The following is a 21,232-nucleotide window of genomic DNA, read 5'->3' on the forward strand; positions in this document are numbered from 1 at the left end:
TCCTCAGACTGTGTGGTGCTCGGTGTCAGGGCGGTTCTGGCGGTGGATGTTTCGCCGCCGACCTCGCATACAAATCGCTGTAGGTGACAAACCGGGGTCACCGTCGTGGTGTTTCTATTGCGCCGGCCCCCACCGCGAAATGCCGGTGTAGCGGTTCCGCCGCTCAGATGGGTTCCAGCACCACCGGTGGGTTGGGCCCCAGCAGATCCCGGCGGCTGCGCAGTACGATCACCCCCAGCAGCGCCAGTCCCAGCAATGACGAGGTGATCAGCGCCGCCCGGGTGCCGAAGAGTTCCGCGCCGAGACCGATGGCTGCCATCCCGATGGGAAGCGCACCGATGGCTGTGCTGAGCACCCCCAACGCAACACCACGCTCGTTCGGGCCTGCCGACTCGATGGCCAACAAGCTCTGCATCGAACCGAACCCGGCCTGGCCGATACCGGCTATGAACAACGCGACGAAGGCGACAGCAAGCACTGGGACCATCGCGAAGACCAGCAGCCCCAGCAGCGCGATGGCCGATCCACAGGCGAACACCGTGCCGTAGCGGTACAGCGATCTGGTGGTGAGCACCAGACCGGCGGTGATCTGGCCCAGTCCCGGCGCCGCCGCGAGTGCACCCGCGAGTACCGCGCTCTGCGCGAAACCCTCGGCCACCACCGGTATCAGCGGAATGTAGCCGAACATGCACAGGTTCATCACGACTGTGATGGCGAGCATTGCCACGAACCGCCGACTGCGCCGTAACAGGGTCGCGCTTGTCGTCACCTGGTTTCGCAACGACACCGAACCCGCTGCTGGTGGCGTTGCGGCGTATCGGGGTCGCGGCACGAAGGCAAGCAATGCTGCGGAAACAACCAACAGCACGCCCATCCCGGCAAATCCAGCACCCATACCGAGCTGCTGGATCAAGATTCCGCCGACGAGGGTGCCGAACATCGCCGACCCCGCTTGCGCGGTCGCCTCGATGGTCATCGCCTGACTGGCCAGGCGGGGTCCCACGGTCTCGTAGATCAGGGGACGCTGGGCCGTCATGTTGACCAGGCCGCCGATACCGACGAGGAACATGAACGGAAACGTCATCCATACCTCGACCCGGTCGGATTGCACCGCGGCGAACATCAGGAACTCGACCGGGATCAGTACCAACTGCACGCCCAGGATCAGCCGCTTGCGTTCGAACCTGTCGCTGATCACTCCGGCGAAGAATCCGCCGAGCAGCATCGGGACGAAGAAGAGCGCGCCGACCACCTGGTTGAGGACGGGCGACCCGGCGATCTGGGTCAGCAGGTAGCTGGTGGTGAACAGGACGCCCCACCGGGTGGTGTGCCAGAGCAACGAGCTGAAGAACAGGTTTCGGTAGCCGGGCACCCGCATCAGCGCGCGTAACCGCCCGGTGTCGGCCGCGTCACCGGGGACCGCGATCAGGTCGTCGGCGGTCATGCGCCCGCCCCCGTCGCAGCGCGATGACGCACCAGCACCCCGATCAGGACGGGGAGCGTGAGAAGTGCCGAGCCGAGGGTGAGGGCGGTGAATCCCGCCCAGTTCATCACGATCCCGCAGACGACGCTCGCCAGCCCACCGCACACCGCGGTGGTGAGATCCGCGGTGCCCTGGATCGGCACCCGGTACTCCCAGGGGACGTGTTCGATCAACAGGCTCGAACCGCCGATGAGGGCCAGCGTCCAGCCCAGCCCGAGCGCGAACATCGCCACGAACATCAGGGCCACGCTGTCCGAGGACAGCGCCGACAGCCCGCAGGCGGCCAGAAGCACCAGCGATCCGGCGCGCAACGTAGCCAGCCTCCCCCGACGGTCGGCGTAGCGGCCGACAAGCGGGCTGAACGCGAACATGCCGGCGATGTGCACCGACACCACCAGCGAGCTGACCGCTTCGTGATCGTGCGCCTTCATGTCGATCGGCGTCATCGCCATCACCCCGACCATCACCGCCTGCGCGGTGACCATTGCCAACAGAGCCAGGCGCGCCATCGGCGAGGCGGCGATGGCGCGCGCGGACTCCCTCAGCCGTATCGGTCGCGCCCCGACGTTCACACCGTGTTCAGCCGCCGCGACCAGAAGTGGGTCGGGCCGCAGCCGGACCGCCACATTCACTGCGGCGCAGAAGAAGAAGAAAGCACTGAACAGCCACGGGCCTGCGTAGAGCTCCAGACCGAACCACGCCACCCCCAGATGTTCGGCCGGGACCACCAGCGTCGGCCCGAACACCGCCCCGAACGTCGACGCGAACAGGATTCGACCCATCGCGCGACCGCGCTGCTCCGGCTCGGCCAGGTCGGTCGCCGCGTACCGGGCGAGCAGGTTGGTGGCCGACCCGGCCCCGTACAGCAGCAGGCCGAGCAGGAACACCGCGAGCCCCGACAGTTGCACGCCGAGACATGCGATCACACCGCCGACGGCGGCCAAGCCGTAACCAGACTGCATCCCGGCTCGCCTGCCATATCGGCGCATCACCCGCGACAGGATCTGCGCCATCGCGCCGGAACCGGCCGTGACCGCCGCGGTCGAGACACCCACCCATGGGGTGCTGACACCGACGATGTCCTCCACCACAAACCCGCCGACGGTGATGGCCGCCCCCAGGGCGGCCGCTCCGACCACCTGGCCGACCACCAGAACGCGCAGGGTCCTTCGTTGTAGTACGGCCCGTTCGGCGACCGACAGGGGAAACGCCGGGGAGATCGCACTGACCTCGTTCGTCATCAACCGCCGGCTCAGAACTCGCGCAGGGTCTGTCGAAGGGTCTTTCCGGTGTATTCGGTCCTGGTCAGGCCGAGGCGCTGCAACTCGGGCACCAGTCCGTCGGTGATCGACGAGATGTAGTTGCGATTCAGATCCCAGCCCGGCTTCATGATGAGGAAGCCGTCACCGCCGATCTCCTCCATCGTCTCGCCCATCCTGCGGGCAACCTGCTCGGGTGTGCCGATGAACTCGACACCGGTGGTCGCCCAGTCGATCGCCAACTGGCGCAGCGTTTTCGGGCCACCGCTGCCGTCGCCGCGCATGAAGTGCTCCAGCGAGCCCCGCTCCCCGTTGGTGGTCAACCCCTCCGGAAGCGGCTTGTCCCAATCGAACTGCTTGAAATCGATCTCCGTATTGGACGAGATCCCCGCCAACGACTTCTCGATATAGCTGTCGGTCGCGACGAGACGGTCGAGCTCCGCCCTCGCCTCGGCCTCGGTGGCCGCCACCGTCGGTGATACACAGAACATCAGCTTGATGTCGTCGGGGTTGCGTCCCGCCGCAGCCGCCCGGGACCGGATGTCGTCGCGATAGGACCGCATGCCTTCGATGCCGGTGCCCACCGCAACGATCGCGTCGGCGGCGCGGGCCGCGAACGCCCGCCCTCGCGGGGAGGCGCCGGCCTGCAGGATCGTCGGCTTGTGCTGCGGGGAGGGCACCGTGTTGAGCGGCCCCCTGGATTTGAAGTACTTGCCGACGAAGTCGATCGTGCGCACCTTGCGGTAGTCGGCATAGGTGTGGGTCTGGCGGTCCATCACCACCGCGTCGGCATCCCAGGAATCCCATAGTTCGCAGACCAGATCGTAGTATTCGTCGGCCACGTTGTAGCGCTCGTCGTGCTCCGGCAGCGCGTTGAGACCGAAGTTCTGCGCCGCCCGGTCCTCGGCTGAGGACACGATGTTCCAGCCGAACCGGCCCTCGGCGATCGAGTCCACCGTCGACGCCAGCCGGGCCAGCAGATAGGGCGGGTAGAAAGTGGTGGACATCGTCGCCACCACCCCGAGCCGTGTCGTGTTCGTCGCAATCTGGACCGCCAGCGGTACCGGGTCGTGTTTGGGCGCGAACACCGAGTTCTTCAGCGAGCCCTCCATGGTGCCGCCGTAGGCGTCGGCCACCATGACGGTGTCCTCGATCATGATGTAGTCGAAGCACGCCCGCTCCAGGCTGCGCGCCATGTCGACGTAGAACTTTCCGTCGGGCCAGCGAGCCACATCAGGCGAAGCCCACGGTGTATCCCACTCCGGTGGAATGAAGTTCATGAACCAGCCCAGGTGGAACTTCTTCATCATCGCCATCTCCTTGCGGGTCGGTACGCACCTCATCAAACGACCATCCGGTGTCCCACCCGATTCGACGCCGTAGCAGGGGTATTACGCCGTCTGCTCCCTCCTCGCGTCGGATGGCACCGGGCGGCGAAAATGGCGCGAGAAACGCACTCGAAACACAGGTGGTCGAGACTGTGACAGCACCTCACTTCGGCCGAGGTGGGACGTCGATGTGGCGCAGGAGGCCCCATGACTCGGATTCGGCGTGGACCACGGTTCACCGCGCACCTGGTCAGTTCGTCCGTCGAGACCGGTCGCTCTCGTGTCGTGGACGATCTTCGTCAGGCGATCCTGTCAGGCGACCAACCGCCGGGCACCGCCATCCCGATCGACGAGGTGGCCGCCTACCTGGGCGTCAGCCAGATCCCGGTACGCGAGGCCCTCATGACGCTGGTCGGTGAAGGTCTGGTCGAACACCGCCCTCATGTGGGATACCAGGTGGCGACGCTCACCTTCGAAGAGTTCACCGACTTGTATCAGGTGCGCGAGGTGCTGGAGGCATCGGCGCTCGCCGCATCGGTCAAGAACGCGACGGCGGCCGACGACGTCGAGATCCGGACCAGCCACGATGGGGTGGATTCGGCGATCCGCGGTGCTGATCTCCGCTCCTTTCACAGCGGGTCCCGGCGGCTGCACCTGGCGATGATCCGGCCTTCCGGAATGAGCAGGCTGGTCCGGATGTATGAGTCGGCGTGGAATCTGACCGAGCCGGCTCGACCGATGGCGCGGGTGTCGGACGCGGCCCGGCGGCGGTTCCACGCCGACCACCACGACATGGTCGCCGCCTTCACCGAGCGCGACGCCGAGGAACTGGTGGCGGCGTCGCATCGGCATTACCAGCACCTTTGCGCCGAATTCGACTCGATGCGCGGCGACCCCGACACGTTCCGCTGCCCGTGACGTCCTATATGTGAGTCGTAACGATCGGTTGACAACCAGGTAGCGGTGGCCGAAACACCATGTCCCTAGCGTGGCGCTTCAACACCCCTTTGCCGACCAGGAGACCGCCATGGCAACCGAGACGCCCCCCGTTACGCCCGGGACCCATCGTGGACCGGCGGGCACGTCGGTCATCAAAGAGTCCTACCACCCGCGGCTCACCAACGAGGACCTGGCGCCGCTCGTCGAACAAAAATGGAACTGGTACAACATCTTTGCCTTCTGGATGGCTGACGTGCACAGTGTCGGTGGCTATGTCACCGCCGGAGCTCTGTTCGCGCTGGGGCTCACCAGTTGGCAGGTGTTCGTCTGCCTCATCGTCGGCATCTGCATCGTGCAGCTGTTCTGCAACCTGGTGGCCAAGCCCAGCCAGGTGCACGGCATCGCCTACCCCGTCGTGGCCCGCGCCTCCTTCGGCGTGATGGGAGCCAACATCGCGGCGATCATCCGCGGCAGCATCGCCATCGCCTGGTACGGGGTGCAGACCTTCCTTGCCGCCGGCGCCTTGACCATCGTGCTGCTCAAGCTCTTCCCCGGCCTGACCGCATACGCCACCGACGACAACAGCTTCCTGGGCCTGTCCTACGTCGGATACCTGAGCTTCGCGATCCTCTGGGTGCTCCAGGCGCTGGTGTTCTGGTGGGGCATGGAGATGGTGCGGTGGCTGTGCGACATCAGCGGCCCACTCATCTACGCGATGATGTTCATCCTGTGCTTCTACATGATGGCGCAGGCCGACTGGCAGATCAGCCTGACGCTGTCGGACCAGGAGCTGACCACTGGGCAACAGATCTCGGCGATGCTCGGCGCGATCGCCCTGGTGGTGTCCTACTTCGCGGGGCCGATGCTCAATTTCGGCGACTTCTCCCGGTATGCGAAGTCTTACAAGGAGCTCAAGCTCGGGAACCTGATCGGCCTGCCGATCAACTTCGTGGTGTTCTCTCTGCTGGTCGTTCTGACGGCCTCGGCCACCCTACCGGTGTTCGGCGAAGTGATGACCAACCCGATCGACACGGTGCAGGCCATCGACACCTACACCGCGATACTGCTCGGTGGATTCACCTTCGTGCTCGCCACCATCGGGATCAACATCGTCGCCAACTTCGTGGCGCCCGCATTCGACTTCTCGAATGTCAACCCGCAGAAGATCAGTTGGCGCACCGGCGGCATGATCGCCGCCGTCGGATCGGTGCTTCTGACGCCGTGGAACTGGTACAACAACGACGAGGCCATCTTCTGGACCCTGGGACTGCTGGGCGCGTTGATCGGACCGCTGTTCGGGCTCCTGATCGCCGACTACTACCTGGTCCGTAAGCAGCACATCGTCGTCGATGATCTCTTCACCATGGAGGAGTCCGGAACATACTGGTACAGCCGAGGATTCAACCCGGCGGCGGTCAAGGCGACAATCATCGCCGGCACCGCGTCGATAGGGTCGGTCGTGATACCGAAGGTCATCGGCGCCTTCGAGACGCTGGGCCAGTTCAGTTGGTTCATCGGCTGCTTCGTCGGCTTCATCGCGTACTACGCGATCGCATACCGGGCCAATGTCGCCGGCGTGGCCGATGAACGGGTCGCCGCCGAGGTTCCGTGACGGAGGCCCTGCAGATGAAGATCAAGGTCATCAACCCCAACACCACGCTGTCGATGACTGCGACGATCGCCGCAAGTGCCCGGGCCAGCGTTGCCCCGGGCACTTGCGTCGAGGCGGTCAGCCCGACCTCAGGTCCCGAATCCATCGAGAGCCACTACGACGAGGCGCTGGCCGCGGTCGGCATGTTGCGGGAGATCGAGGCAGGTGAGGTCGAAGGCTACGACGGGTACGTGATCGCGTGCTTCGGCGATCCGGGATTGCTTGCCGCACGCGAGGTCGCCCGGGGCCCGGTCGTCGGCATCGCCGAGGCCTCCATGCGAACAGCCGGGTACCTGGGTCGCAGTTTCACCGTGGTGACGACGCTGGCACGGACGGTCGGGCGAGCGTGGGACCTCGCGCACGAATACGGGGTGGCCGGGGCGTGCAGCGGAATCCGTTCGTGCGAGATTCCCGTCGTCGAACTCGAACGCGACCCGACGGCGTACACGAGCATTCGTGACGTGGCGCAAGAAGCTCTGGCCTGCGACGGGGCCGACGTCATCGTGCTCGGCTGTGCCGGCATGTCAGACCTGTGTGCCCGGTTGCAGGCTGATCTGGGCGTTCCGGTCATCGACGGGGTGGCGGCAGCGACCACCCAAGTGGAGGCACTCGTCCGGATGGGCCTGAGAACGTCCATCCGCGGCGAGTTCGCACCCCCACCGGCGAAACTCCACCGCTGATCCCGTGCGCGACGGTCGGGTCCGCACCGCGCAATGCAGGCTTTACCCCCTATGCCCGCGCCTGAAATCTCCCCCTCGTTGACTGCAGTAGTGACTGTCGTTGTCGTAGGAAATCCCAAGCCCATGTCGCGGACCCGTGCCGCGGCGGAGTTGGTCGCAGAGAAGCTGACCGGCTCTGCGCCCCAACACGTTATCGATGTCGTAGACCTCGGCGCAGCTCTGCTGGGCTGGGGCGATCCGAAGGTGGCCGAGGCCAAGGACATCGTGAAGTCCGCGGACTTTCTGGTGGTGGCTTCGCCGACGTTCAAGGCCACCTACACCGGCTTGCTGAAGCTGTTCCTCGACCAGTTCGGAGCCGGCGAACTCGGTCAGATCACCACGTTTCCGCTCATGCTCGGCGGCGCGTACACCCACGCGCTCGCGCCTGAGCTGACCTTGCGCCCGGTACTCGTCGAGATCGGGGCGAGCTGCCCGGCGCCGAGTCTGTACCTGCTCGACTCCGAATACGAGACTTCTCCCGATCTGGACGACTGGCTCGAGGTCGCGCGACGATTCGTGCCGGCGGTGTCATCGTGATCGCCGCGGTGGACGACCAGTTCGACCAGGCCTTGCTGCGGCAGGCATTCGGCTGCTTCCCCAGTGGTGTCACCGCATTCTGCGGCCTGCTCGACGGGGTTGCCGAAGGGATGGCTGCGAGCTCCTTTACGTCGGTTTCCCTCGATCCGGCACTGGTTTCGGTATGTGTGGCCAACACCTCGACCACCTGGCCGAAGCTCGCGAAGCTGGACCGCCTCGGCCTGTCGGTACTGGCCGGTGACCACGCACCGATTGCGCGATCGCTGTCCTCGAAGTCTGGTGACCGGTTCGGCGGCGTCGACTGGGAGGCAACCGACAGCGGTGCGGTCTTCGTGCACGGCGCCACGTTGTGGCTCGAGTGCGCACCGTTCAAACGCATCGAGGCCGGCGACCACGAGATCGTCGTTCTACAGATCGTGGCGCTGGCGATCTATCCCGATGTCGCGCCGATGGTCTTTCACCGCAGCAACTTCCGTGAGCTGGCCCCATCCGCCTGATGCAGTCAGGCCCGGGACAGTGCCGGCGGCCAGACGATCTGCGGAAAGAACGCGTTGTTCTCGATTCCGGTGACGTGGTTGTGGGCGATGGTGGAGTTCGGCGGTAGACACAGCGGGATCCAGATGGCGTCGTCGAGGATCATCTGGCTGATCTGCTGATAGATCGCATCCGACTGCTCCGCGGTCGGCTGGCGGACCGCCTCGTCCATCAGGTCGTCCAGTTCCGGATTCGAGTACTGATAGAAATTCAACGGTTTGGCGTCGGTGCGCAGCAGAATCCGAAACGTGGTGTCCAGGTGTAGTGCGTCGCCACCGAGGAAGGCCACCAGCATGTCGGGTCGATTCTCCGACGGCTGGTTGGCCAGGTCGAACATTTCGGCTGTCGGCATCGTCCGCACGGTGACGTCCAACCCGAGTGCGGCCAGCTGGGTCTGCACCAGCTCGGCCATCTGCTGACGCGGCGCCCCGAGGTCGGCACCCCAGGCGAGGTCGACCTTGTTCGACGCCAGGGTGGGCACCATCGCCGCCAGTGGCGCGGTGTCCACCTGGGACGGGAACGGTGCCAACGCGGTGGGGAAGGTGCGGTCGGGCCACATCCCCTCCTGCGCGGTCGTCAAACCACCCCAGGCGGTCTCGACTATCGCCGCCCTGTCCAGCGCGGTCTGCACAGCCTGTCTCAGCGCCTTGTCGGCGAAGATGCCCGAGTGTGGGTTCAGCCAGATCGCCTCCCCGACACCTCCGACCGCATTCACGACGGTGAACTGTGAGTTTTCCTGGTACTGAAGCACGTCCGGTATCGGGAAGCCCTTCGTCACGATGTCGAAGGCGCCGGAATCCAGCTGCAGCTTCTGGGTCGAGATGCTCGGCGTGATCTCGATGCGAACAGTCTCGAACGCCGGTTTTCCACCCCAGTAGTCGGGAAATGCCTTCAACGTGTAATGACTGCCTGGCACGAACTCGGCGATGCTGTACGGGCCGGTGCCCGCATCATGGGTCTTGAGCCATTCCTGGCCGAGGTCATCGCCGACCGCGTTGTGCGCCACCGCGGTAGGGCTCACCGCGAACGGCTGCCACGGACAGGCCAGGTAGTGCATGAATGCATTGTTGGGCTCGGCGAGCGTGACCACGAACGTCGCCGGATCGGGCGCATCGGTGCTGACGACACCGGCGACCATGTACGCCGGACCCTGGTTGATCTTGCCGCGTCGTTCGAAACTCTTGGTCCAGGCCTGCGCGTCGGCAACGGTTCCGTCGTGGAACTTCACACCCGGTTGCAGTGTGAACGTGTACGTCAGTTGATCGTCGGAGACTGTCCACGAGGTCGCCAACCCGGGGATGATCTTTCCGGTGCCGCTCTCGTAGCGCACGAGGCCCTCGTAAGCGGATTCCATGACCTGGACGCCCTCACCTTCGTACATGATGTCCGGATCGGGGATCTGCATGTCGGCCAGGAACGGCATACGCAAGGTGACGGTCCCACCGTCCGCACCGCCACCGCCACCGCTGCCGCCGCACGCGGCGATCAGCGATGCCAGGCTGATGCCGCCCACCGTCAGACCACTGGCCTTCAAGAAGGCGCGCCGATCCCATTCGGCCACGTTGGTGCGCGGGTGTGCGTTGTCGAACACGAATGCCTCCTGCTTGTAAGCCTTTCCGACCGAGAACCCGGCAACCGGTGACGTGTCCCGACCAGCAGTCAAACTGCACGGTGTGACGCACCCGCGTCGCCTCCGTGCCTCGCGCATTACGCCGGGCCTAGAACTCCAGAAGGTTCTCCCGGAATGTGCTGTGGTTGTAACCATCCCGGATCAGGCCCCGCCTACGCAGTGCAGGCGCGAGGCCATCGGCGATCTCGGCGATGTTGCGCCGGGTCACCGTCGGCGACAACAGGAACCCATCACCGCCGACCTCTTCCATGGCCTCCCCCATCTTCGCCGCCACCGTGTCCGGTGAGCCCACGAACGCCAGACCGGCATGGGTGTCGACGGTGGCGATGGCCTCGCGCAGCGTCTTACCGCGGGCACCTTCTATGAAGGTTCGCAACGTGCTCGTCTCGCCGTTGCCCCAGACGTCGGGCACCTCTTTGTCGAGATCGAAAGTGGAGAAGTCGAATTCACCACCAGAGGTGTAACTAAGTCCCCAGAGCGCCTTTTCGATCGCGTGGTCGCTCCACCGCGCGGCCTTCATGTCCTCTTCGCGGGCCTGCGCGACGCGGTCGCTGTCGCCGAGGACCGGGTCGATCAGGAAGAGGATCTTCAGCGTGGCGGGATCTCGGCCGTACTCCGTCATCCGGCGGTGCATGTCCTGGCGGAATGCCTTCATCTGCTCGATGCTGGTGCCGTGCGCGAGCATCGACTCCGCGTACTTCGCGGCCAGGTCCCGCCCCGCCGGCGAAGCACCCGCCTGTACGATCACCGGACGTCGCTGCGGGCCGGGAATGGTGTTCAGCGGGCCCCGGGTGCGGAAATGCTTGCCCTCGAAGTCGACCGTGTGCACCTTCCTGTGGTCGGCATACCGGGGGGTCTCCTGGTCCACCAGGACCGCACCCTCGTCCCACGAATCCCAGAGTGCGCCAACCGCTTCCATCCATTCCTTGGCCATCCCGTAGCGGTCGGCGTGCAGCATCAGCTCGTCGTAGCCGTACTGCTGGGCAGCACGCGCGGAACTGCCGGTGACCACATTGAGGCCCACTCTGCCGTCCGTGAGGTGGTCGAGGGTGGTCATCGTCCGGGCCGCCATGTACGGGTGGTAGAAGCTGGTCGACAGCGTGACGGCGATGCCGATGTGTTCGGTGCGTTGCGTCAGCAGCGGAATCAGCGGTACCGGATCGCACTTCGGGGCGAGCAGACCGTACTTCAGCGTGGTCTCCATCGACCGGCCATAGGCGTCTTCGACCATGCTGGTGTCCTCGACCAGCAGGTAGTCGAACCGGGCCCGTTCCAGCGAGGCGGCCAGGTCGACGAACAGATCGCCCTTCATCCAGTCGTGTCCGGTGCTGCCCGCCCACGGGTCCATTGCCCAGGTCTGCACGCTGAAACCGCTGCCCAAGAACCAGCCCAGATGAAACATCAGCACCTCCTACAGGTGCTTCAATCTGGCGCGTTGTTGTTTCCGGCCGGCGCAGCACACGCTTCGGCTGCATTACGCCGGCGCCGTCACCGGGTGCTCGGGTGCTAGACGCCGAACATCGGCGGCAGCGCAAGCACCATCACCAGGCCCCAGAAGAAGTGGGTGAGCATCGGTGCGAGCACTCCGCCGGTCGCCCGGCGTTCGAACGCACAGACCGTGCCGAGGACGATGGCGGCGAAGCCGAGCATGGGGTTGCCCGTGGTCGCGGCCGTGGCGATCACGTACAGCACGGTCGACACGATGACGGGGTGGTACTTCGCGAGCGCGGTGTAGACGGCGCCGCGGAAGAACATCTCCTCGGCCAGCCCGTTGACAACGGTGATGAAGACGATGAGCAGCAACGGGCCGGCTGTGGAGTATTCCAGCACTCGGGTGATGTACTCCCGCACGCCGGGAATCTGGCGGGCGACGAGCCCGCCGACCACGAAGGCGGCGCCGAGGGCCAACCCGACGAGGGTACCGGTGATGACCGGGCGCTGGTTGCGCCCCCGGAAGCACACGTGCCCGAGGTGCAGCGGGCCGGACGCGAATGCCCCGACCGCCCAGACCCCGGCCAGCGCGAGCGTGAGCCAGATGAACGAATCGTCACCGGGGGGCCGGCTCAGCGAGTAGCCGAGCAACACGGCGCCGATCAGCAGGACGACCGACACGACGATCTTGCGCCGGCGGATCACCGACGGCCACTCGTTGTACGGGGCCGCCCGATTGCGCGCGATCTGGATGAACTCGCCCGGCAAACCGGTGCGGGTCGGTGACGTCACGCGGGACTCCCCTTCGGCACCAGGCCGATCACGGTGTCCAGCCCGGCGCGAGCCGCACCCGCCACCGGACCTGGTACGAGCCCGAGCAGGCCCAGTACCGGCCGCACCACCGACGGCGTCACCGCACTGGCGATCTGCCGCAGCCGCCGGGTGTCGCCCCCGGCCCACTGGGGATCGGTGTCGGCGAGGTGATGGACGTCGGCGAGCGCGTTCACCGGACGCCGGTGCGGGCTCGCGACGGCCCGGCACATCGCGTCCTCAACACCGAGCAGCCCGCCGGGCGGCTCCGCGACGTGGTCGGCTATACCGAGCTTCGAGGCCATCATCGGGTGATCCAGCGATTCGATGAGATCCCCGGCGAGGCCACCGGGCACCGGCAGCACCGCCCCACTGACCCACGACACCAGGCAGGTCTCGACGCCGTACACCGCCACCGGCGCGCGCCAGATGCCCGCCACCCGCGCGTAGGTCTGCAGCAGGTCTCCGTAGGTGGTGGTCTCAGGACCTGCGATGTCGTACGCACCGGCCGGCACGGCGTCGACGTCGGCCGCCGCAACCAGGTAGTGCAGCACGTCGCGGATCGAAATCGGGTCGATCGGGTTGGCCGACCAGTCGGGCATCGGCAACAGCAGGAACCTGTCGGCGACGTACCGCAGCATCTCGAACGACGTCGAACCCGCCCCGAAGATCATGGCTGCGCCCAGCCACACCACGTCGGGCCCACCGTCGACGGTCAGCGCCTCTGCGACCTCGGCTCGACTCGTCAGGTGCTCGGACAGCGACTCGTCGTCGGGTACGAAGCCACCGAGATAGACGATGCGCCGCACCCCCGCCTCCTTGGCCGCGGCCGCGACGTTGGCGGCGGCGCGATTGTCGGCTTCGCGGAATCCGGGCTCCCCGATGCCGTGAACCAGGTAGTAGACAACATCGATCTTTCCGGCATCGGCGAAGGCCTGACGCGCCGAATCCCGGTCGTGAGCATCCAGCTCCACCGTCGAGACGTCGTCGCGCCAACCGAAATCGTCGAACCGCCCGGGGTGGCGACTCGCGGTGACCACGTCATGGCCGTCGGCGAGCAACGCGGTGACAAGGCGCGAGCCGATGTATCCGGTCGCACCGGTGACGAGTGTCCGCACGGGTTTCACGGTACGGCTGTACCCGGAGCCCTCCCGTCCGGAACCCGTTTCAGGCGTTGCCTGCATCACGGTGCAGCTTGACCAGCTCCTGATACAGCTGCGCGTTCGTCCGGAGGTTGGCGACTTCGTCGTCGCTGAGCTCACGGCGCACCTTGCCCGGAACCCCGGCCACCATCGACCGCGGCGGGATCACCGCACCCTGGGGCACCACCGCGCCGGCCGCGACCAGCGATCCGGCCCCGATGCTGGCGCCGTTGAGCACCACCGCCCCCATGCCGATCAGCGAGTCGTCCTCGACGGTGCAGCCGTGCAACACCGCGTTGTGCCCGACGCTGACGCCCGCGCCGATACGGGCGGGAAAGCCGGGGTCCACGTGAATCGTCACCCCGTCCTGGATGTTGGTGCCCGCACCGATCTCGATGGGTTCGGCCTCGGCCCGCAGGATGGCCCCGTACCAGGCGCTCGACCCGGCCGCCATGGTGACGCGGCCGATCAGGGTGGCGTTCGGCGCCACCCAGCTCTGTGGGTGGAGTTGGGGCGTGTGCCCGGCAATGGGCAGGATCAGCGGCTCGACCATGGCCGCCATCGTAGGACCGAGGCCGGGTGAGGAACGACCGCACGCAACGTGCGATCCTCACGTCGTGACAACACCATCCGCACCGTCGGCGTCCGAGTTGGCCCAGGGAGTCGACCTGACCGGCAAGACCTGTGTGATCACCGGCGCGTCCTCCGGACTGGGACGTGAGTCGGCCAGGGCACTGGCTGCCACCGGAGCCCACGTGGTCCTCGCGGCCCGCGATCAGGCGAGCGTCGACAAGACGACGTCGTGGGTGCTCGAGCAGGTACCCGGTGCGCAACTGTCGACAATCCACCTCGATCTGGCCTCGCTGGCCAGCGTCGCGTCCGCGGCCGCCGAGATCCAGTACCTCACCCCCGCGGTGCACGTGTTGATGAACAACGCCGGAGTGATGTTCACGCCTTTCGGCCGCACCGTGGAGGGATTCGAAACACATTTCGGCACAAACCATCTGGGCCACTTCGAACTGACCAGAGCGCTGCTGCCGACGCTGGTCGCCGCCGACGGCGCCCGGGTCGTCAACCTGTCGTCCGAGGCGCACCGGATGGGCGACGTCGACCTCGAGGACCCCAACTGGGAACACCGCGAGTACGACAAGTTCGTCGCCTACGGCGCGTCCAAGACCGCGAACGTGCTGCATGCCGTCGAGCTCGACCGAAGGCTGCGCGACAACGGGGTGCGGGCTTTTGCCGTGCACCCGGGGATAGTGGCGACCCAACTGGCCCGCCACATGGCCAAGGCGGACTTCGCCCGCCTGGGCGCGGTGCCGTCGGTGGAAGCCAACCCCGACGCGCGGCGCGTCGATGTCACCCGTGATTTCACGACCCCCGAATACGGTGCCGCGACACAGGTGTGGGCAGCGGTCAGCGACGAGCTGGACGGACAGGGCGGGGCGTATCTGTCCGACTGCCGGATCAGCGCCGCAGCGTCCTACGCAGTCGACGAATCCCGCGCGCTGGCGCTGTGGGACCTCTCGGAGCAACTCTGCGCACCCGGAGCGGCCGCACTAGGCTCGAGCGTGTGATCTGGACCGGTGGATGAGCGGCGCGGCCGAACCGGCGCGCGAGTCATCCGCGAAGGTCATCTACCTGCGGTCCTACGGAGAGCGGGACCGCGACGACCATGACGTGGTCGGGCGCGTGCTGGATGCGACGGTCGAGATGCTTCGCACGGCCGCATTCGTCGACCTGACCACCCGCGACCTCGCAGAACACGCGTGCGTGCCCCACGCCGAGTTGGGCGTGTACTTCAGGTCCAAGGCCGCCATCGTCGCCGAGGTGTACCTGGGCCTGCTGCGTGAGGCACCGCTGACCGTCGACGTCGAGCAGCCGGCGCGGGAGCGCGTGATCGCGCTGTTTCACCAGCTGGTGATGCTGGTCGCTGATGAGCCGGAACTGGCCGCAGCCTGTTCGAGCGCGATGATCTCCAATGAGCCCTCGGTGCGGGCCGTCCGCCGGCGCATCCACGCCGAGCTGCACCGGCGGGTCCGCGCTGCGTTGCGTTCGGACGCCTGGCCGGAGGTCGCCGAGACGCTCGAGTTCAGCTTGGTGGGCGCGATGGTGCAGGCCAGTTCGGGCTCGTCGACGTTTCCCGAGGCCGCTGACGAGCTGGCCGGCGTGGTGGCCGCGCTGCTGCCCGAGGATTCCTGAGCTCGTCGCACTCCCTGCGGCGCAGTCCCGACTTGGCCGTTGTCAATTTGTGCACATACCATGCCAGGCGACCTGAATAGCTGAGGAGCAGAACGTGAAGACCCACACCAGCAAGGCCATCGGCGTAGCTGTGAGTGCCGCCGCTATCGTCCTGTCGGTTCCGCTGGCAGTCAACGCCTACGCCGAGCCCACCACGACCCCGGTCGCCGAGATCCCCGATCCGCAGGGACCTGAGTGCGGGCCCTTCAAGGAAGCTGTGCCCAACTGGAAGGGCCTGGCCAACCTGCCGGTCAGCACCGCGCTGGCCAGCATCCCCGAAGTCAGCACCTTCAGCCAGGCGATCTCCGGTCAGGTGAACCCTGCCGTCAACGTCGCCTCGGTGTTCGACAACGGTCCCTACGTGATGTTCGCACCCACCAATGAGGCCTTCGCGGCACTGCCGCCCGAGCAGTTGGAGATGCTGCGCACCGATCCGGCGGCACTGACCCGGCTGGTGTACTACCACGCGTTCCTCGGCCTGCTGGGCCCCGACGACGTGAAGGGCCAACGCCCCACCCAGGAGGGCACCGAGATCGAGGTGACCGGCTCGGGTGGTGACGTCGAGGTCAACGAGACCACGAAGGTGCTCTGCGGCGGTATCCAGGCGCAGAACGCCCGCGTCTACATCGTCGACGCCGTGCTCGATCCGGCGCTGGCCCCGGCACCGATCACCCCGTCGACGACGAGCTCGACGGAGACCACCACGACCGAGACGACCGAGACCTCGGCTCCGACACCGACCGAATCACTGCCCGCGGAGTCGCCGGTGTCCCCGGCCGCCGAAGCACCCATCAGCTGACCGCGATTCGGCGTAGTCGGTCATGCTGAGCGTGACCAACTACGCCCGATCCGCCGGTCAGAGGCCCAGGTCGCGGCCGATGATCTCTTTCATGATCTCGGTGGTGCCACCGAAGATGGTCTGGATGCGGGAGTCCACGTAGTCACGGGCCACCCGGTACTCCATCATGTAGCCGTAGCCGCCGTGCAGCTGCACACAGTTGTCGATCACCTTCTTGGCGGTCTCGGTGGCCCACCACTTGGCCTTGGCGGCCTCGACCGCGGTCAGCTCACCGTCGACGACGCCCTGCAGGCACCGGTCGATGTACTGCTCGGTGACGTCGAGTTCGGTGTCCATCTCGGCCAGCAGGAACCGGTTGTGTTGGAAGCTGCCGATCGATTGCCCGAACGCCTTGCGGTCCTTGGCGTACTGCACTGTCTGTCGCCAGGTTTCGCGGGCGCCGGCGATCGCCGAGATGGCGATCGAGAGCCGCTCCGACGGCAGGTTGGTCATCAGGTGGTAGAAGCCGCGGCCCTCTTTGCCCAGCACATTGGCCGCCGGCACCCGGACGTTCTCGAAGTGCAACTCGGAGGTGTCCTGGGCGTGCAGACCCATCTTGTCGAGCTTGCGACCGCGGCTGAACCCCTCCATGTCGCGCTCGACGACCAGCAGCGAGAAGCCCTTGTGCCCGGCCTCGGGATCGGTACGGGCGACCACGACAACCAGGTCGCAGTTGATGCCCGACGAGATGAACGTCTTGGACCCGTTGAGGATCCAGTCTGCGTCCTCTCCTGAACCGTCGCGCACCGCCGTGGTGCGGATGCCCGCCAGGTCACTGCCGGCGCCCGGTTCGGTCATCGCGATCGCGATGATGGTCTCACCGCTGACGATGCCGGGCAGCCAACGCTTCTTCTGCTCCTCGTTGGACAGATCCTTGAAATACGGTGCGACGACGTCGTTGTGCAGACTCAGGGCGGGTCCGGCGACACCGGCCTTGGCCATCTCCTCGTCGATGACGGCGTTGAACCGGAAATCGTCGGTGCCACCGCCGCCGTACTCCTCGGGCATGTTGAACCCGATCAGCCCGTGCTTGCCGGCGGCCACGTAGGCCGACCGGTCGACGAGACGATCGGCCTCCCACTTCTCGGCGTTCGGAACCAGTTCGCTCTCGATGTACCCGCGCACGGTGTCGCGGAACGCCTCGTGCTCGGCGTCGTAGATCAGTCGTTTCATTCCGATTCCCTAACTCGGTTGGCTTACTTGGCTTACTTGGCCTTCCATACAGGCGGTCTTTTCTGCGCGAACGCCAGAGGGCCTTCCCTGGCGTCTTCCGTCGCGAACACGGTCGCCACCTCACGCATGGTTCGCGACCATCCGGGCTCGTCGGCGGCCACGACACCGTCGTCGGCACCGACGGCCACCCGCTTGCTGGCCTGAACGGCCAGCGGCGCGTTGACGGTGATGCGCTGGGCCAGTGCCAGCGCGGCGTCGAGCTCGGTCCCGTCGGGAACCACGTCGTTGATCAGGCCCCACTTGAGCGCCTCGGCGGAGGTGATCGGCTCGCCGGTGAACATCAGCTCCAGCGCGACCTTGCGCGGGAGTTGGTCGACGATGCGGAAGACACCGCCGGCGGCGGCGATCAGACCCCGCTTCACCTCGGGTAGACCGAATTTGGCGCTCTCGCCGGCGACGACGAGGTCGCTGGCGAGTGCGAGTTCGGTGCCACCGCCGAGCGCGGTGCCGTTGACCGCGGCGATGGTGGGCTTGTCGATGAAATGGCGGACGTAGCCTGCGAACCCCCACTTGGGGCGGTCGGGGTGACCGATGTTCTCACCCTTGGACAGCGCCTTGAGGTCGGCCCCGGCGCAGAAGGACTTGTCCCCCGCACCGGTGATGACGACCGCCCAGACGTCCGGGTCCCGCTGCGCCTCGTCCATCGCGTCGCCGACCGCCACGCTGACCGCGCTGTTGATGGCGTTGCGCGCCTCGGGCCGGTTGATCGTGATGACCATGACGTTGCCCCGGCGCTCGACGAGAGCGCCCGGGGCATCGGCTACCCGAGATTCAGAAGTCACAGCAGTTCCAGGATGGTGGCGTTGGCCTGACCGCCACCCTCGCACATCGTCTGCAGACCGTACTGGATTCCCTTGTCGCGCATGTGGTAGAGCATCGTCGTCATGATCCGGGCGCCCGACCCGCCCAGCGGGTGGCCGAGCGCGATGGCGCCGCCGTTGGGGTTGACCTTCTTCTCGTCGGCGCCGATGTCCTTCAGCCACGCCAGCGGGACGGGCGCGAACGCCTCGTTGACCTCGAACACCCCGATCTCGTCCAGCGAGAGGCCGGAACGCTCGAGCGCCTTCTGGGTGGCCGGGATCGGCGCGGTGAGCATGATGACCGGGTCGGCACCCGCGAGCACCGCGGTGTGCACCTTGGCAAGCGGCTTGAGCCCCAACGCCTTCGCCTTCTCCGCAGACATGAACAGCAGCGCCGCCGAACCGTCGGAGATCTGCGAGCTGTTGCCCGCGTGGATCACCCCGTCTTCCTTGAAGGCCGGCTTGATCTTGCCGATCGACTCCATCGTGCCGCCGCGACGGATCCCCTCGTCTTTGAGCACGACGTTGCCGTCCTGATCTTTGATCGCCACGATCTGATCGTCGAATGCACCGGAATCCTGTGCGGCTGCGGCCTTCTCGTGCGACCCGAGCGAGAACTGGTCCAGATCGGTGCGGCTGAGGCCCCACTGATCGGCGATCATCTCGGCGCCGATGCCCTGGTTGGGGGTCTGGCTGTAGCGGCCACGGAACGCCTCCGGGTACGGATGCCCACCATTGGCCAGCGACGACCCCATCGGGGTGCGCGACATGGATTCGACACCGCCGGCGACGACGACGTCGTAGTGCCCGGCGACCACACCCGCGGCAGCGAAGTGCACCGACTGCTGACTGGATCCGCACTGGCGGTCCACTGTCACACCGGGCACCGACTCGGGCCATCCCGCCGCCAGCACCGCGGTGCGGGCGATGTCGAGGGCCTGCTCCCCCGCCTGCATGACACAACCCCAGATGACGTCGTCGACGAGCGCGGGGTCGACGCCGGCGCGTTCGACCAGACCGTTGAGGACCTGCGCGGACAACTCGCCCGGGTGTACCCCCGACAGGCCGCCGTTGCGCTTGCCGACCGGTGACCGCACTGCCTCGACGATGACGGCTTCCGCCATGGGGATACTCCTTCGTGGATTGGTGATACTCCCGTCGAACGTAAACGAACAAGGTTTACTAGGTCAACCTACTGGTTGGTAGGCATGGGCCGGAGTTCAGACCACCGGTGAGTAGCCCTTCGCGGCGCGTTCGGCCGCCTGCAGCAGCGAGTCCCGGAACAGCGGGTGGGCGATCGCCGCCAGGGCGCGGCCACGTTCCCGCACCGTCAGGCCCTCCAACTCGGCGGCGCCGTGCTCGGTGACGATCACGTCGACGTGGTGCCGGGGCGTGGTGATCACCGCGCCGGGCCCGAACCACGGCACGATGCGCGAGTGCAGGACGCCGTCCTTCTCGAACGTCGAGGGCAGACAGATCAACGAGCGGTCCGACAGTTCCAGACCGGCACCCGCCACGAAGTCCTCGGCCCCACCGACGCCGCTGAACTGGTTGCCTTCGATGGTGTCCGCGACGACCTGGCCGCCGATGTCGATCGCGAGCGCCCCGTTGATCGAGATCATGTGGTGGTTCTTGGCGATGACCTCCGGCGAGTTGACGATCTCGACCGGCAGGAACGCGACGTCGGAGTTGCCGTCCAGCCACGCGTACAACTCTGACGAGCCGAACGCGAACGTCGTCACGCTGACCCCGTGGTACTGACCTTTGGAGGCATTGCTGATCTTGCCTGCGCGATGCAGCTGCATGCAGCCGTCGGTGAACATCTCGCTGTGCAAGCCGTAGTCGCCGCCGTCGCCCTCGGCCAACAGCGTGGCGATGTGGCTGGGAATCGAGCCGATCCCGGTCTGCAACGTGGACCCGGGCCGGATGAAGGCGACGCTGTGTCGGGCGATGGCCATGTCAGCGTCGGTCGGCGGCGGCCCGGGCAGCGCGAGCGGCGCCTCCGTCGAATGCACCAGTACGTCGATCTCGTCGACATGCACCGCATGGCGGTGGTGCTCGCCGAGGCCGAACGTGCGCGGATACTCCGGTGACACCTCGACGACGAGGAGCCGCTCGGGATCGGCAGCCGCGCGGCGCAGTTCGTCGATGGTGCCGCCGGCGTGCAGCGACAGCGAGCACCACCCGTCGGCATCGGGCGGCGTGGCGACGGTTGTCATCACCCGGGGCGCTTGGCGCTGCAACAGCGGCCCGAATCGCCGGAAGTCCGCGGGCGCGAACTCGATGTTGGCGCCGCTGTCACGCAGCGCCCGTTCCAGGGGCCCGAAGAAGCCGGAGAGGTAGTGCACTCCGGCGCGTCCGAACAGGTCGGTGCCGACCGCGAGCAGGGCGCCGTAGATCCGAAGGTCGGTCCAGTCCTCCCGCTCGCCGAGCGCCCGCAGGAACGCTGGGGGCTGGCCGGGACCGAGCGGGATGCCCAGCGTGTCGGCGCTGGCGAGCAGCGCGGCGGCCTCCTCGGCGGTCAGTTCCTCGGGCATGCCGCTACCCTGCCATGCGAGCCGCGGGCATCACCGGCGCTTCGGGGCCACCACAACGGTGACATGGTTTACTGAGTTGCATAGCTCGCCGATTCGTGGGTGACCAGTGGTTGGGAGAGG

General features: G+C 66.6%; 20 protein-coding genes. 8 read left to right on the top strand and 12 right to left on the bottom strand.

What is annotated here, in order from left to right:
- Positions 1–163: 163 nt before the first annotated feature.
- Genes G6N53_RS25780 through G6N53_RS25790 form a run of 3 tightly spaced genes read right to left on the bottom strand, consistent with a single transcriptional unit; the run spans position 164 to position 4,052 of the window.
- Positions 164–1,444 carry an MFS transporter gene (locus G6N53_RS25780; protein ID WP_163893891.1) on the bottom strand — a complete coding sequence of 427 codons (1,281 nt, stop codon included), beginning with the start codon at positions 1,442–1,444 and terminating at the stop codon, positions 164–166.
- Positions 1,441–2,724 carry an MFS transporter gene (locus G6N53_RS25785; RefSeq protein WP_163893893.1) on the bottom strand — a complete coding sequence of 428 codons (1,284 nt, stop codon included), beginning with the start codon at positions 2,722–2,724 and terminating at the stop codon, positions 1,441–1,443. The genes G6N53_RS25780 and G6N53_RS25785 overlap by 4 nt, the downstream gene beginning before the upstream one ends.
- An 11-nt stretch (positions 2,725–2,735) precedes the next feature.
- Complete coding sequence (locus G6N53_RS25790) at positions 2,736–4,052, bottom strand: NtaA/DmoA family FMN-dependent monooxygenase (protein ID WP_163896375.1); 1,317 nt, start codon at positions 4,050–4,052, stop codon at positions 2,736–2,738.
- A gap of 225 nt (positions 4,053–4,277) precedes the next feature.
- On the opposite strand from G6N53_RS25790, the gene G6N53_RS25795 reads away from it, so the two are divergent.
- The 5 genes from G6N53_RS25795 to G6N53_RS25815 all read left to right on the top strand — a co-directional run bounded on the left by G6N53_RS25795 (position 4,278) and on the right by G6N53_RS25815 (position 8,413).
- Complete coding sequence (locus G6N53_RS25795) at positions 4,278–4,988, top strand: GntR family transcriptional regulator (RefSeq protein WP_163893895.1); 711 nt, start codon at positions 4,278–4,280, stop codon at positions 4,986–4,988.
- A gap of 109 nt (positions 4,989–5,097) precedes the next feature.
- Positions 5,098–6,621 (top strand): NCS1 family nucleobase:cation symporter-1, encoded by a 1,524-nt coding sequence (locus G6N53_RS25800; protein WP_163893897.1) that lies wholly within the window; start codon positions 5,098–5,100, stop codon positions 6,619–6,621.
- A gap of 14 nt (positions 6,622–6,635) precedes the next feature.
- Positions 6,636–7,340, top strand: coding sequence for an aspartate/glutamate racemase family protein (locus tag G6N53_RS25805; RefSeq protein ID WP_163896376.1), 705 nt, complete (start codon positions 6,636–6,638; stop codon positions 7,338–7,340).
- A 51-nt stretch (positions 7,341–7,391) separates the two neighbouring features.
- Positions 7,392–7,916: an NADPH-dependent FMN reductase gene (locus G6N53_RS25810; protein WP_163893899.1), complete on the top strand. Its 525-nt coding sequence runs from the start codon at positions 7,392–7,394 to the stop codon at positions 7,914–7,916.
- Complete coding sequence (locus tag G6N53_RS25815; RefSeq protein ID WP_237166644.1) at positions 7,913–8,413, top strand: flavin reductase family protein; 501 nt, start codon at positions 7,913–7,915, stop codon at positions 8,411–8,413. The genes G6N53_RS25810 and G6N53_RS25815 overlap by 4 nt, the downstream gene beginning before the upstream one ends.
- 5 nt (positions 8,414–8,418) lie before the next feature.
- Here the strand turns inward: G6N53_RS25815 and G6N53_RS25820 are convergent, their stop codons facing one another.
- From G6N53_RS25820 to G6N53_RS25840, 5 genes are all read right to left on the bottom strand, one after another.
- Entirely contained in the window at positions 8,419–10,041 is a 1,623-nt protein-coding gene (locus tag G6N53_RS25820) for an ABC transporter substrate-binding protein (RefSeq protein WP_237166645.1), read from the bottom strand.
- Positions 10,042–10,168: 127 nt separating this feature from the next.
- A complete protein-coding gene (locus G6N53_RS25825) occupies positions 10,169–11,482 on the bottom strand; it encodes an NtaA/DmoA family FMN-dependent monooxygenase (protein WP_163893903.1) in 1,314 nt (437 codons plus the stop codon).
- Between the two features lie 104 nt (positions 11,483–11,586).
- Complete coding sequence (locus tag G6N53_RS25830; RefSeq protein ID WP_275999235.1) at positions 11,587–12,279, bottom strand: CPBP family intramembrane glutamic endopeptidase; 693 nt, start codon at positions 12,277–12,279, stop codon at positions 11,587–11,589.
- A 20-nt stretch (positions 12,280–12,299) separates the two neighbouring features.
- Positions 12,300–13,448 (bottom strand): NAD(P)H-binding protein, encoded by a 1,149-nt coding sequence (locus tag G6N53_RS25835; protein ID WP_163893906.1) that lies wholly within the window; start codon positions 13,446–13,448, stop codon positions 12,300–12,302.
- 40 nt (positions 13,449–13,488) lie between these two features.
- Complete coding sequence (locus G6N53_RS25840; protein WP_163893908.1) at positions 13,489–14,016, bottom strand: gamma carbonic anhydrase family protein; 528 nt, start codon at positions 14,014–14,016, stop codon at positions 13,489–13,491.
- A gap of 64 nt (positions 14,017–14,080) precedes the next feature.
- Between G6N53_RS25840 and G6N53_RS25845 the strand changes: the two genes are divergently transcribed.
- From G6N53_RS25845 to G6N53_RS25855, 3 genes are all read left to right on the top strand, one after another.
- Complete coding sequence (locus G6N53_RS25845) at positions 14,081–15,040, top strand: SDR family NAD(P)-dependent oxidoreductase (RefSeq protein ID WP_237166646.1); 960 nt, start codon at positions 14,081–14,083, stop codon at positions 15,038–15,040.
- A 13-nt stretch (positions 15,041–15,053) separates the two neighbouring features.
- A complete protein-coding gene (locus G6N53_RS25850) occupies positions 15,054–15,665 on the top strand; it encodes a TetR/AcrR family transcriptional regulator (protein WP_163893912.1) in 612 nt (203 codons plus the stop codon).
- Positions 15,666–15,759: 94 nt separating this feature from the next.
- Positions 15,760–16,503, top strand: a complete 744-nt coding sequence (locus G6N53_RS25855; protein WP_163893914.1) for a fasciclin domain-containing protein — start codon at positions 15,760–15,762, stop codon at positions 16,501–16,503.
- 57 nt (positions 16,504–16,560) lie between these two features.
- On the opposite strand, the gene G6N53_RS25860 is transcribed toward G6N53_RS25855, so the two are convergent.
- The 4 genes from G6N53_RS25860 to G6N53_RS25875 form a co-directional block, all read right to left on the bottom strand.
- Complete coding sequence (locus tag G6N53_RS25860; RefSeq protein WP_163893916.1) at positions 16,561–17,715, bottom strand: acyl-CoA dehydrogenase family protein; 1,155 nt, start codon at positions 17,713–17,715, stop codon at positions 16,561–16,563.
- Between the two features lie 32 nt (positions 17,716–17,747).
- Entirely contained in the window at positions 17,748–18,557 is an 810-nt protein-coding gene (locus tag G6N53_RS25865) for a crotonase/enoyl-CoA hydratase family protein (protein WP_264062268.1), read from the bottom strand.
- Entirely contained in the window at positions 18,554–19,699 is a 1,146-nt protein-coding gene (locus G6N53_RS25870; RefSeq protein ID WP_163893920.1) for a thiolase family protein, read from the bottom strand. Before G6N53_RS25870 ends, G6N53_RS25865 begins: the two co-directional genes overlap by 4 nt.
- A gap of 96 nt (positions 19,700–19,795) precedes the next feature.
- Positions 19,796–21,112, bottom strand: a complete 1,317-nt coding sequence (locus G6N53_RS25875) for an acetyl-CoA hydrolase/transferase family protein (RefSeq protein WP_163893922.1) — start codon at positions 21,110–21,112, stop codon at positions 19,796–19,798.
- Positions 21,113–21,232: the final 120 nt, after the last annotated feature.

This window comes from Mycolicibacterium hippocampi (genome assembly GCF_010723735.1).
Lineage (GTDB): Bacteria > Actinomycetota > Actinomycetes > Mycobacteriales > Mycobacteriaceae > Mycobacterium > Mycobacterium hippocampi.